General features: G+C 66.8%; 12 protein-coding genes. 9 read left to right on the top strand and 3 right to left on the bottom strand.

From position 1 onward, the window contains the following. Positions 1 to 146: 146 nt before the first annotated feature. The 8 genes from P2T60_RS04945 (at position 147) to P2T60_RS04910 (ending at position 7,658) form a co-directional block, all read left to right on the top strand. On the top strand, positions 147 to 827 hold the full coding sequence (locus tag P2T60_RS04945) for a haloacid dehalogenase type II (RefSeq protein WP_276281447.1): 681 nt from the start codon (positions 147 to 149) through the stop codon (positions 825 to 827). A gap of 208 nt (positions 828 to 1,035) precedes the next feature. Then, positions 1,036 to 2,361, top strand: a complete 1,326-nt coding sequence (locus P2T60_RS04940; protein ID WP_276281446.1) for a substrate-binding protein — start codon at positions 1,036 to 1,038, stop codon at positions 2,359 to 2,361. A 134-nt stretch (positions 2,362 to 2,495) separates the two neighbouring features. Continuing rightward, entirely contained in the window at positions 2,496 to 3,431 is a 936-nt protein-coding gene (locus P2T60_RS04935) for a branched-chain amino acid ABC transporter permease (protein WP_276281445.1), read from the top strand. Continuing rightward, positions 3,428 to 4,612 (top strand): branched-chain amino acid ABC transporter permease, encoded by a 1,185-nt coding sequence (locus P2T60_RS04930; RefSeq protein WP_276281444.1) that lies wholly within the window; start codon positions 3,428 to 3,430, stop codon positions 4,610 to 4,612. Before P2T60_RS04935 ends, P2T60_RS04930 begins: the two co-directional genes overlap by 4 nt. Continuing rightward, on the top strand, positions 4,612 to 5,370 hold the full coding sequence (locus P2T60_RS04925) for an ABC transporter ATP-binding protein (RefSeq protein WP_276281443.1): 759 nt from the start codon (positions 4,612 to 4,614) through the stop codon (positions 5,368 to 5,370). The genes P2T60_RS04930 and P2T60_RS04925 overlap by 1 nt, the downstream gene beginning before the upstream one ends. Next, positions 5,367 to 6,119 (top strand): ABC transporter ATP-binding protein, encoded by a 753-nt coding sequence (locus P2T60_RS04920; protein ID WP_276281442.1) that lies wholly within the window; start codon positions 5,367 to 5,369, stop codon positions 6,117 to 6,119. The genes P2T60_RS04925 and P2T60_RS04920 overlap by 4 nt, the downstream gene beginning before the upstream one ends. Continuing rightward, complete coding sequence (locus P2T60_RS04915) at positions 6,085 to 6,846, top strand: thioredoxin (RefSeq protein WP_276281441.1); 762 nt, start codon at positions 6,085 to 6,087, stop codon at positions 6,844 to 6,846. Before P2T60_RS04920 ends, P2T60_RS04915 begins: the two co-directional genes overlap by 35 nt. 410 nt (positions 6,847 to 7,256) lie before the next feature. Further along, complete coding sequence (locus P2T60_RS04910; protein ID WP_276281440.1) at positions 7,257 to 7,658, top strand: universal stress protein; 402 nt, start codon at positions 7,257 to 7,259, stop codon at positions 7,656 to 7,658. 386 nt (positions 7,659 to 8,044) lie between these two features. Here the strand turns inward: P2T60_RS04910 and P2T60_RS04905 are convergent, their stop codons facing one another. The 3 genes from P2T60_RS04905 to P2T60_RS04895 all read right to left on the bottom strand — a co-directional run bounded on the left by P2T60_RS04905 (position 8,045) and on the right by P2T60_RS04895 (position 11,329). Continuing rightward, positions 8,045 to 9,310, bottom strand: coding sequence for an OFA family MFS transporter (locus P2T60_RS04905; protein WP_276281439.1), 1,266 nt, complete (start codon positions 9,308 to 9,310; stop codon positions 8,045 to 8,047). A gap of 99 nt (positions 9,311 to 9,409) precedes the next feature. Continuing rightward, positions 9,410 to 10,066: an RAD55 family ATPase gene (locus P2T60_RS04900; RefSeq protein WP_420028698.1), complete on the bottom strand. Its 657-nt coding sequence runs from the start codon at positions 10,064 to 10,066 to the stop codon at positions 9,410 to 9,412. Positions 10,067 to 10,213: 147 nt separating this feature from the next. Further along, positions 10,214 to 11,329 carry a hypothetical protein gene (locus P2T60_RS04895; protein WP_276281437.1) on the bottom strand — a complete coding sequence of 372 codons (1,116 nt, stop codon included), beginning with the start codon at positions 11,327 to 11,329 and terminating at the stop codon, positions 10,214 to 10,216. Positions 11,330 to 11,437: 108 nt separating this feature from the next. Here P2T60_RS04895 and P2T60_RS04890 point away from each other — a divergent pair, with 108 nt between their 5' ends. Then, on the top strand, positions 11,438 to 12,748 hold the full coding sequence (locus P2T60_RS04890; protein ID WP_276281436.1) for a geranylgeranylglyceryl/heptaprenylglyceryl phosphate synthase: 1,311 nt from the start codon (positions 11,438 to 11,440) through the stop codon (positions 12,746 to 12,748). Positions 12,749 to 12,815: the final 67 nt, after the last annotated feature.

Below are 12,815 nucleotides of genomic sequence, written 5' to 3'. Positions count from 1 at the left end.
AGGCCCGCGCTCGGCCCGACGAACGGCCGCGAGCGGGCGGGGCTTTTGAAGACCTCTCCCCCCGGTTCTGACGACGAATCCACTTCAGAAGAACCCACTACCCCGAACCAAACCATCAAGACCCGCCGGATAGTGAACCAGACGGAATGCCCGAAGACGAACCCGACGCGCTCTGTTTCGACATGTACGGCACGCTCTGTGACACCAGCACCGTCACGACGGCACTCGGCGACCACCTCGACGTGGCCGACGGGTTCGCCGCCGACGTGGGCGCCCTCTGGCGGCGGACCCAGTTGCGCTACGCCCAGCAGGTCGCGCTGATGGACGACTACGCGCCCTTCCGCGAAGTCACCGAGCGCGCGCTCAACTACGCGCTGGACTTCTACGACCTCGACCCCGCCGACGGAGAGCGCCAGCGGGTCCTCGACGCCTACGACGACCTCGACCCGTTTCCGGACGCCGCCGACGCGCTCGCCGACCTCGGCGGGCGTCACGCCGTCGTCGTCCTCTCGAACGGCAACCCCGAGATGCTCGACACGCTCGCGGAGAACGCCGGACTCGCCGACCGTCTGGACGACGTGGTGAGCGCCCACGAGGTCCGGACGTTCAAGCCCGACCCCGCGGTGTACCGGAACGCCGCCGACCGACTCGACCGGGCCGTCGGCGACTGCCGACTCGTCTCCTCGAACCCGTGGGACGTGGCGGGTGCCGCCAGCGCGGGGATGGCGACCGCGTGGGTCAATCGGTCGCGCGAACCGCCCGAGCGAGTCGGCGGGGACGCCGAACTGACCGTCGCGTCGCTCGCGGCACTGGTGGACTCGCTGTAACCCTCGGATGCACGGAACTTCCTTCCGTCGGAGACCAGTCCCGGCGCGGCCGATAAGTGTTAGAAAATGAATGTCTCTCGCCGTCCGACGAGCGCGGGATGGTTCGGCCCTCAACGCTTCGCTACTCGGTATTTAGGCCGATATTTTACAGCTTCGACGCCGGAATCTTCCCGTATAATTATTAATGATGTTCACGTCCCGTGATACCATGGCACGGGGAGAAAACATCGACGTGTCGCGCCGAGATGTCGTCAAGATGGCCGGAGCGTCCGGTCTAGTGGGGTTGTCGGGGGTCGCGGGGAGCGCGAGCGCACAGGAGAATCCGCCAATCGGGAACTTCCCGATTCAGGGGAACCCGACCTTCGGGTTCACGGTTCCCCAGTCGGGACCGTACTCCTCGGAGGGACAGGACGAACTCCGAGCGTATCGACTGGCGGTCGAACACCTCAACAACGGCGGCGGGTGGGTGGACAACTGGTCGGACCTGACGGGCAACGGGGTACTGGGCAATCAGGTCGAGTTCGTCTCGGGTGACACCGCCACCGACGCCGACACCGCCCGCCAGACCGCCCGCCGGATGATTCAGCGCGACCGAGCAATCATGCTGTCGGGCGGGTCGTCGAGCGCGGTGGCGATTGCGATTCAGGAGCTGTGTCAGCGCGAGAAGGTCCAGTACATGTGCTGTCTGACCCACTCGAACGACACCACGGGCAAGTCCTGCGTCCGGTACTCCTTCCGGGAGATGTTCAACGCCTACATGTCCGCGCAGGCGCTCGTCCCGCCGGTCACGCAGGAGTACGGCAACGACAACAACTTCTACCAACTGTACGCCGACTACACGTGGGGCCAGACCGTCCAGTCGTCGATGAGTCGGTTCTTCGGCGAGGCGGGGTGGTCGGAGTTGAACAGCGTGGCCACGCCGCTGGGCACCAAGGACTTCTCGTCGTACCTCTCGCAGGTACCTCGGGACAGGACCGACGTGCTGTTCCTGAACCACTACGGACTCGACGGCGCGAACTCGCTGAGTCAGGCCCGAGACATGGGTCTCGACCAAGACATGGAGATAATCGTTCCGCTGTACAACCGGCCGATGGCCCAAGCCGCGGGCGGAGCAATCGAGGGCGTCTTCGGGACCGTCGCGTGGGACTCCCAAATCGACAATCCGCCCTCGAACCAGTTCACGTCGGCGTTCAACGAGAAGTACTCACGCGTCCCGTCCGGCCCGGCGCAACTGGCCTACGCCCAGACGCTCCAGTACGCCGCGGCGGTAGAGCGCGCTGGCACCTTCTACCCGCCGGAGGTCATCAGGCAACTGGAAGGCTACAACTACAACAACATCGGGATGGGCGAGGAGACGATGCGCGCCTGCGACCACCAAGCCCAGCGCGCGGTGCCCGTGGTAAAGGGCCTGCCCGAGGGCGAACAGCAACAGGGCCAGTTCTTCGAAATCGTCAACGTCACGCCGAGGAGTAAACTCGGCTACGCCTGCGACGAGGGACCGGCCGGGGAGTGCGAACTCGGCCCCTACGAGTAGTCGAACGCGACACCCCGTCTCGGGGTTCAACTGAAGGGACTAACCTTTATGCTTGCGAGAGGATACCACACAGACATGGTGGGGAGAGGCGATATGCATCGACTTTCGAACGACTCGGCCACGGGGGGAGAGCCGTGAGCGTCCTCGCCGAAGTGGTGACGGTGGCGCTGAACGGACTCCAGCAGGGCGCGATTTACGTGCTGGTCGCCATCGGCCTGTCCATCATCTTGGGGACGCTGAAGTTCGTCAACTTCGCCCACGGCGCGCTCTACCTCATCGGGACGTACGCGGGCCTGCTGATTACGCTCGAAATCAACGTCACCGACGGTAAACTCGCCGACTGGGGCTACACCCCCATCGGACTCGAATGGGGCTTTCTGCCCGCGTTGGTTATCGTCCCGTCGGTGGTGTTCGCCGTCGGCCTGTTGATGGAGCGGTTCGTCGCCCGGCCGTTCTACGACCGGCCGGACACCGACCAGATACTGCTCACGTTCGGTCTCGCAATCGTGGTCCAAGAGGTGTTCAAAATCCTGTTCGGCGGCCAGAGCTACAACTTCGCGCGGCCCGGATGGGCCAGCGGACAGGTCGACCTCCCCATCGTGGGGACGTTCCCCGAGTGGCGACTCTACATCATCGGGATTACCGCCGCAGTCGTGGTGCTGGTCTACGGTCTCATCGAGTACACCGACTTCGGGTTGGTCGTGCGCGCGGGCACGCGGGACGCCGAGATGGTCGAACTGCTCGGCATCAAACTCTCGCGGCCCTACCTGATGGTGTTCGGCGTCGGCGCGGCCCTCGCAGGTGTGGCGGGCGTCGTCGGCGGCCCACTCTACGCGGTCAACCCCAACATCGGCACCGAGATTCTGGTTCCGTCGTTCCTCGTCGTGGTTATCGGCGGGGTCGGGTCCATCACGGGCGCGGTCCTCGGCGGGATTCTCATCGGCGAGACGCTGGCGATTCTGGTGGCCGTCGCGCCCCAGTGGTCGCAGGTCGGCATCTACGTGCTGGCCGCAATCGTCCTGCTGGCCCGCCCGCAGGGACTGCTCGGCGTCGAGGAGGTGACGCCGTGAGCGACGAACCCACAGAGACGGCCGACGCCGCCGAGGACACCGGGACGGTGGTCGAACGGGCCGAACGCCAGCTCCCCTCGTGGGAGCGCGTCCGGGAGAGCGAACTGTTCGTCGTGGCGGCGACCACCGTCGCGGTCGCACTCTTCCCGTGGCTGTTCGCGCGCGCGCCGGTCGTCAGCGGCGTCCTGCAGGGGTATCAGGACCTCGCCACGCTCATCCTCATCTGGGGCATCTTCGCCATGGGGTTCAACCTGCTTCTGGGCTACACCGGCCTGCTGTCGTTCGGTCACGCCGCGTTCTGGGGCGGGGCGGCCTACGCCGCGGGCGTATTCAGCGCGAACGTCTCGTCCAGTCCCATTCTGGTCATCCTCGCGGGCACCGCGTTCGCGGCGCTGTCGGCGTGGGTCCTCGGGTTCGTCTCGCTCCGGCGCGGCGGCATCTACTTCGCCATCCTGACGCTGGCGTTCGGCCAGATGGCCTACTACATGGCGCTGTCGCCGCTGGCGGGGATAACTGGCGGCGAGAACGGCTTTACCGGCGTGGAGTTGGGGAAACTGTTCGGCGTCTTCGAACTCCGGTATCCGGTGCCGGGGCTGGACTGGCTAGTCGGGACGTGGAAGTACGTGCTGGTTGGCGGGATTGCGGTCCTCTGCGTGGCCGCCGCGAACCGCATCCTCCACTCGCCGTACGGGATGGTGTTCCGAGCCATCCGGGAGAACGAACAGCGCGCGGAGTTCGTCGGTCTGAACGTCTGGCGCTACAAGTTGATGGCGTTCGTCATCTCGGGGACGTTCGCGGGTATCGCGGGAAGTCTGTTCACCATCTACAGCGCCTACGTCCCGCTGTCGTCGTTCTACTGGACGACCAGCGGCGAGGTGGTCATCATGGCGGTGCTTGGCGGGGTCGGGTCGCTGTTCGGTCCCATCGTCGGCGCGGGGGTCTACCTCTACGTCGAGAACATCGTCAGCGGGGTCCAACAACTGACCCTGCCGTTCACTGGTCCCGCGGAGTACCTGACGCTCGTGGAGGAACCGGTCGTCATCCTCGACGGGTTCGGGGCGTACTGGCACCTGATTCTCGGACTGGTGTTCGTCGCGGTCGTGGTGCTGTTCCCGCGAGGCATCTGGGGTCTGTTCGAGGACGTGGGGAGCGCGCTCCGGCGACTGGGAGGTGGTCGGTGATGGCCCTGTTGGAGACCCGCGGTCTCACCAAATCGTTCGGCGGTCTGGTGGCGGTAGACGACGTGGACCTCGAAATCGAGGAAGGCGAGTCCATCTCGGTCATCGGGCCGAACGGCGCGGGCAAGTCCACGCTCATCAATCTCGTCACGCGGATGTTGGACGCCACGGAAGGCGACATCGAGTTCAAGGGCGAGTCGATTCTGCGCGCCGATCCCCACGAGGTTGTCCAGAAGGGGGTGAGTCGGTCGTTCCAGACCGCCTCCATCTTCCCGGAGCTTTCGGTCGAAGAGAACGCCCAAATCGCGGCTCTGGCTGCCGAACACGGCTCGTTCCGGTTCAACTTCCTTCGGCACCGCAACGTCTACGGCGACGTGGACGCGCTGGCGCGCCGGACGCTGGACGCGGTGGGTCTGCTCGGCCAGCGTGAGGTGACCGCCGAGGACCTGCCCTACGGCGACAAGCGCCGGTTGGAACTCGGTATCGCGCTGGCGAGCGAACCCGACCTGCTGTTGATGGACGAACCCACCGCGGGGATGTCGCCCGAGGAAACCGCCGAGACGGTGAAACTGGTCGAGGAGGTCAAGGAGGAACTGGGCCTGACCATCCTGCTGGTCGAACACGACATGGAAGTGGTGTTCAACGTCTCGGACCGAATCGTGGTGTTGAACCGCGGGAGCGTCATCGCAAAGGGGACCCCCGAGGACGTGCAGGGCGACCCCGAGGTCCAAGAGGCGTATCTGGGAGGTGTCGAGGCGTGAGCCTGCTCGAACTACGGGGCGTAGACGCCTTCTACGGCGAGAGCCACATCCTCCGAGACGTGTCGTTGGCCGTCGAGGAGGGCGAGGTGTGTGCGCTCCTCGGGCGCAACGGCGCGGGCAAGTCCACGACGCTCCGGTCGATTTCGGGCGCGCGCCCGCCGGAGGTCCGCGACGGCCGCATCTCGTTCAAGGGCGAGGACGTGACCGCGATGGCACCCGAGGACATCTCGGCGCGGGGCATCTCGCTGGTGCCCGAGGAGCGCCGCGTGTTCCCGAACCTCACGGTGGCCGAGAACCTCCACCTCGCGGAGGTGTCGGAGAACCGCTCGAACACGGTCGGCCGGTCGCTCGGGCAGGTGCAGGTCGAACACGTCGGGATGACGACCGAGGAGGTGTACGACGAGTTCCCGCGCCTGCGCGAACGCAAGTCCCAGCAGGCCGGGACGCTCTCGGGCGGCGAACAGCAGATGCTCGCCATCGCGCGGGCGCTCAAGCAGAACACCGACCTGCTCCTGTTGGACGAACCCTACGAGGGGTTGGCACCCCAAATCATCGCCGACGTGGAGGACGCCATCGAGCGAATCAGCGAGTCTGGCACCACGATTTTGCTGGTCGAACAGAACGCCGTCGCCGCGATGAGCATCGCCGACCGGTGTTACGTCATCGACCAAGGGGGCATCGTCTTCGAAGGAACCGCGGCAGAACTACGCGACGATGACGAAACGAGAGACCGATACCTCGGCGTCTGAGGCATCGAGCGACGAAAAAACGGACGGAACACGGCGAGCAGTCGCCGCCGAGCGCGAGGCCCTCTTCGACGCGCTAATCGAGGCGGGAGTTCTCGCAGAGAACGACGACGGCGGGGTCCGGACGACCGACGAGTTCGACGACACCCACGCCGTCTACCACGACTCGTACGTCGGCGTGAACACCGCCGAGTTCCACGAGGCGGTGGCGGCGACGTTCGGCCTGCCGGACGCCGACGCCGCGGCGGACCTCGTGGCCGAACGCGGGGTGTCCCGCGACGAGTTCGTCGTCTATCTGGCGGTCCGGTCGCACCTCGGCGGCGCGACATCCGACTCCGAGGACGCCGCGAGCGCCGACGACCTCGCGGCGATGGCCGGGATGGTCTCGGCGGTGGTCCCGGACTCGCCGGTCCCGGCCGACCTGCCGGACGTGACCGACGACCCCGAGTCGTTCCTCGCGGGACGCGACCGGGCGGTGGTTTCGGTGTGGAAGCGATTTTGCGACCCCTGCGAGGCGACGAAGGCCGACCTGCCGACGATTCTCGACGCCGCGCCCGACGAGGTGGCCCTCGCGGGCATCGACGGCGAGGTGGCGGTCGAGTTCTGCGAGACCCACGCGGTGGAGTCCGCGCCGGGGTTCGTCGTCGTGGACGGTGAGGACCGTCGGGCGGTGTGCGAGACGGACGCCGACGCGGTGGCCGAGCGCCTGCGGTCGGTCTTCGGCGACTGACCGCCCGCCGATTCTCGGAATCTTCTTTCGTTCTCAAAGCAACCTCCTTGCTTTCTAAGCAGTTGTAAATATTTTCTAGAGCAACTTTTCTCTTTGTCTAATCCTGACCGACAAGCGTGCGCTCGGTGGAACGGACCACCGGGACGCGCTCGGCACGATAAACTGCCAGCAGACGCTCGGCCGACCATCCGCCGTCGGGCGGGGGCTTTCGAGGAATTCTCTGTCACAGTTTTCGTGGTTGCTGTAGCGGTTGCGGTGCGTAGCGAGCGGGTGGGGGCTTTCTGGACGTTCGTCGTCGTGATTCTTGCCGTAGCCGTGCTGTTGCGGAGCGGACGCGAACGCTCGACGCGCTCACCCCTGACGCCCCCCGGAGGCCAACATCTAAGGCGGCGTTGCCCGTCGTTGCGAACATGTACCACGTCGTCATCGCCGTGGACGAGGAGACCGAACGAGCGCGCAGACAGGCCAGAGCGGTCGCCGACCTCCCGAGTTCCGACGAGGAGGTCCGAGCGACCCTGCTCCACGTCTTCACGGAGAACCCCGACGGCGCGTCGGCCACGCAGGTCGGGTCGGTCCGGCGCGCCGAGGAACTGCTCGAAAACGTCGGCGTCGAGGTCGAAATCGCGGAACGGAGCGGCGACCCCGCGCCGACGGTTCTCGACTTCGCGCAGAGCGAGGACGCCGATTGCGTCTGCGTCGGCGGCCGGAACCGCTCGCCCGCGGGGAAGGCCATCTTCGGGAGCGTCTCCCAGTCGGTCATCCTGCAAGCCGACCGGCCGGTCCTCGTGACCGGCGGCGGCGAACCGGAATAGTCGGTTCGTGGGTTTTTCGGGACGTGTCGTTTCACCGTCGGTCTCCGTCGTTCTGCTACCGCAATCGTCGGAGTCGAGACTGTGAATACCCGGAAGCCTCTGTCCGCTCGCTACGTGACGACCCAGCAACTGCGACCGCAGGAACCATCGTGACGAACGCCTCGAAAGCCCCCGCCCGCTCGCGGTCGCTCTGCGGGATATTCTCGCTCACTGCGTTCGCTCGAATAGTGGCCCGCAGAGACGACCACGGGTCTGCGACCCGCGAGCGGGCGGCCCCTTTCATCCACCCGACGGTGGTCGGCCGAGCGTCTGCTGGCGGGTGGTCGGCCGAGCGCATCCCGGTGGACTGTCGCGCCGAGCGCACTCATCGCCGTCTCTCGGTCCCCTCACGCCGAGGGTTCCCGGAGCAGGAGCGCGGCCAGTCCCGCCAGCACCGCCAGCGCGCCGCCGAGGGCGAACGCGGCGGGCCAACTGGTCCGGGTCACGAGCCATCCCGCGACCCCGCCGCCGAAGACGCCGCCCCACATCTTCCCGGAGTAGAGCAGGGCGTAGTTCGCCGAGGAGTGCTTTTGGCCGTAGTAGTCGCCGACCACGCTCGGGAAGAGGGTGTACTGGGGACTCCAGAAGAAGGTGGCGAGGACGACGGCCGCGAGGAACCCGACCGCCGTGTTGGTCACGCCGAACCAGACCACCGCGAACAGGCCGAGACCGCAGAGTGTGAACGAGACGGCCATCGCTCGCTCGCGGTCCACGCGGTCCGACAGGTCGCCGACGACGAGGCGGCCGACCCCGCCAGCGATGGGCAGGACCGTCGCCCCGGCAGTCGCGGTGACGGCGTTCAGACCGACGTTCTGGGCGAACGACACCACCTTCGCGGTCAGCATCAGTCCGGCCCCGCTGACGAAGACGAACATGGCGTACATCAGCCAGAACTGCCACGTCCGGAGCATCTCGCGGGAGGTGTACTGCTCGCCAGTCGCGCCCGTGGGGTCGGCCGAGTCCGACGAGTCGGCCGCGTCCCCGCCCGCGCCGACCCACCCCGTCGGCGGGTCCCGAAGCACCAGCGCACCCGTGAGGACGCCGACGCCGATGAGCAGGCCCACGTTCCGAAGCACGTCGGGATAGCCCGTCACGGTCGCGTTCGCCCGGACGTAGGGGACGACGAGCGCGCTCCCCCCGGCGAACGCCATCGTCCCGAGACCCGTCGTCAGGCCCCGCCGGTCGGGGAACCACTTCAGCGCGGTGTTGACCGCGACGGTGTAGACGATGCCGACCCCGACCGCTCCCACCGAGTAGAGGACGTAGAGTTGCCAGAGTTCGGTCGCGTAGGCCAACCCGAGGTAGCCCCCGCCCGCCAGCACGCCCGCCAGCAGGGTCAGTCCCCGCGGTCCGTGGCGGTCCCGGTACCACCCGACCGGAAACTGCGACCCCGCCTGAAAGACGACGAACAGCGTGAACACGAACCCGAGCGCGGTCGGGTCGAGCGAGAGCGACCGGGCGATGGGCGACTCGATGGACGACCAGACGTACTGGTAGGGACTGATGAGTCCCATCATCACCGCGGCGGCGGCGACCTGCCACCACCGCGAAAAGCCCAGCACGTCCCGCGCCCGAGCAGAGTAGTCGATGTCGGACTGCGACGGCGCTGTCATTGGTTGGAGGTGACGGTCGGGTTCAATCAGCGTTGTGCTTTCGGCGCTCGCGGAACCGCGAGCGCCGAACGCCGAGTACCGGACGCCGAACGCGAGAACTCAGTTCGGCGAGAACGGTCGCCAGTCGGTCCCCTCGCCCACGCCCTTCACGCGAAGCTCCGACCCGCCCTCGTCGGCCTCCCGGACCTCGATTTGGCCGTCGAACAACTGCTTGAGGGTACTCATCGTCTGCTGGTCGTGGGCCGTCGAGTCGATGACGAAGATGCCCAGCGCGTCGGCGCTCTGGACGCGACCGGTGAAGACGTGGAGGAACCGGAAGACGGTCTGGAGGTTCGAGTACATCAACAGCGTCGAGAGCGAGTGTAACAGGATGCGGTTGCGCTTGACGCCACCGTCCTTGTAGAACGCCTGCAGGAACTCCGAAAGCTGAATCCCGATGCCGGTCATGTCCTTGGGCGAGGAAGCGTAGGTAATCTCGTCGCCGCCGGAGGGACTCATTCCCTGTTGCTTCGAAACGCAGTCCACGATGCCGAGCGGTCCGCCCTCTTCGCGGCCGAGTAGCTCACGGAGGCTCTCGCGCACGTCGTCACCGCCGTCTTTCGTCGTGACGACGATGGTACCGTCTCCGCGACGGCCGCCGTGCGCGAGAACTTCCAGAGCGAGAGTTCGTTTGCCCGTCATCGGTGGCCCGGTCACCAGGAGATTCGTTCCCGGTTCGACCTCGACCCCCGGACAGACCTCACCCAATCCGTACATGGCAGTTCCTCGCGGTGAAGTTGCGACAGGAACGGAGCCTCGGCCAAGTCCGTCCCCGGCGTCGTCTGGCAGTAAAATCTCTTGTTCCGCTTATATTCTTTTTGATTGCTACTGGCCGGTTGTCACGCTCGCCAACGTCGTGGCGTCTCACGTTCTCAGCCCCTCGATTCTGTCGAGTGACTGCTGGCGGATGTACTCGACGGCCATCCGAGTCAGGTGGTCGTCCCGGTCCGCGCAGTCGTCGGCCCGGTCGAGATACGCCTCCAAGATGCGCCGGATGCGCTCTACGCCCGCCGTCCGGTCCTCGGCGAGGTTCAACTCCGCGGTCACGGGCGTCAACTGGGTCCCCTTGTCCTCGGGGTAGTCGTCGGTGTCGTCGAGTCCGATTTGCGCGCCGAGGACCATCAACACGATGGCGCGCTTGAACCCCTCGCCCAACTCCACGCCGAGGTCGGCCTCGTACATGTTGAGCATGTCCTCGTAGAGGACGCCGACGCGGGCGTACTGGGTGGCGAAGTACGGGAGGTCGGTCGCGGACTCGAAGAGGTCGGCGTCCTCGGCGTCGGCGAACTTGTACTGTTCGCGGATGTCCTCGGCGGCCGCCCTGCGCTCCTCCGAACCATCGGCGTCGTGGAACCGGTCTAGCAACTCCCGGAACGCCTCGTCTTCTTCCTGATGTCGTTCGGAGAGTTCGACCGCGTGGTCGTAGGCGCTCCGGACCGCCTCGGGCGTCTCGTCGGCGTCGAACCACGCTTGGACCCCCGACTGGAGGCTCTGCTGGGCGAGTTCGGCCACGCGCTCGCGCGGCCGGAGGTTCGTCTCGAAGTCCTCGTACTCGTCGTCGTTGATGGCGTCTCGCATGTCGCCGTCCAACAGCGCCCGGACGACGTTCCGGGTCGTCTCGCGCCCGCGAGCGACGAACTCGTGGTCAACGTCCCTGCCGACGCGCGCCAGCGGCACGTCCCCGGCCGCGACGTGGATGCGCCCGAGGGTCAACATCGCGGGCAGGACGAGGCGGGTGTCGTAGTCGAACCGGGCCTGTTCGTCCTCGGCACCGGGAATCGGGTCCACGTCCCCAGCCTCGCGCGCGCGCTGAAGGTCGCGCTCGACGCTCAGAAAGAGGCGTTCGGTTATCGACTCGATTTCGGCGTCCGCCTCGTTGCGGAGCAACACCGTGGCGACCACCCGCGGGTCGTAGGTCTCGGCGAGGTGACTCGCCAGCGCCCGTGCAGTCGCCGGAACTCGTGACCGAACGCTACCCATGTTGTCGGAGACTCGCCCGTCGCGGTATATCAGGGTTGTGGAACTGCCGGGAGTCCGGCCCGCCGGAAACGAGCTATTTATCTACCTGACGCCGGGTTGTGGGCGTGTATGACGAGTCTCGACGGTGCCGCGCGCTCGCTGGGTCGCGTCGGCCGCGGGATGACGCTGGCCGCCCGGACCGTGTTGCCGGTCGATACCAATCCGGTTCCCGCCGACTGGACCCACGTCACGAAAGTAGACCCCGAGAACGCGAAGAAACTGCCACTGCTCTATCCGGTCTACCTCCGGCACACGAGCGCGGTGTCGGTCGGCGGGTCCGCGGACGTAACCGCCCGCAACACTGAAGAGACGTTCGACCTGCTCGCGCCAGCCTCGGTACCGGTGTTCCACGAACCCAGCGGCCCGCGTCACGTCACCCCCCGGACCCGCGAGCGGGCCGACCTGCTCGCCATTCCCGAGGTGCTGAACGGCGATTCGGAGTCGCTGGTCGGGCAGTTGGGGGAGGGCACCGAGTATATCCGGGAGGAGCTGGTGCCCGAACTGCTCGGCGAGAAACTCCCGTGGCTCCCCGCGCGCCTCGCGGACGCGCTCGCGGACGTGACTACCTCGTGGTTGCTCGCCGAGGCAGTCTTCGAGGCCTACGTCATCCAGAACCCCGACAGCGCGGCGGCCCGCGAAGCCAACGTCACCGAGTCGGACCTGCTCTCGGCGAGCGAGACCAAACAGCGAGCGATGGCGGCCGAACGACACCTCGAGAGCGAACTCGTCTACCTCGAATACTCGGGCACCTACGGCGGCGACGAGGCCGCCGAGACGCTGGCCGCCGTCTCCGAGAGTCTGTCGTGGTCGCGGCTCTGGTACGGCGGGGGACTCGACTCCCGCGAGCGCGCTACCGCAATGCTCGACGCCGGGGCGGACGCTATCGTCGTCGGCGACGCGTTCCACCGAGTCGCCGACGAGGAGGCCGACCTCTGTGAACGCGCGGCCGAGGACCTCGAACCGGGGGCCTCGGCGTCGGCGGTCCGCGAGTGGGTCGGCGAGAACGTCGCCATCGCCGACTCCCACGCGGCGGCCTATCTCGCCACGATTCCCTCGGTTTCGGACCCCGAGGGACTCGCCCGGCGGTACCTGACCGCGACGGTGTGGACGTGGCTCCGCCTGTGGGAACTCGGCCGGGACGGCGCGGACGAACGGGCGAGCGCACCGAACCCCTCCGACACGGGAGACCTCCGGCGCGCGCTGGGTCCGGACGCGGCCGACGACGTAGAGTCCGAGGACGCCGCGCTCGTCGGCCGATGTCTGCGCGCGCTCCTCGCCGAGGGCACCGAAAGTGACGGCGACGCCGACCCGTCGGCGTCGCCGTCAACCTCCGAGGAGATTCCGGTTGACCACCTCTCTGTGTCGGTTTCTCGACAGTAGCGGCGCTCATACGGGAGTTGTCACTATCTCGCGTCGTGGAGAAAGAAAGCGTCTCAGCGTTTCTGCC

Origin of the sequence: Halorussus caseinilyticus, from assembly GCF_029338395.1 — an archaeon.
In the GTDB taxonomy this organism is placed as follows: domain Archaea; phylum Halobacteriota; class Halobacteria; order Halobacteriales; family Haladaptataceae; genus Halorussus; species Halorussus caseinilyticus.
Note: the sequence above shows the minus strand (reverse complement) of the source record. Positions and strands in the feature narration are given on the sequence as shown.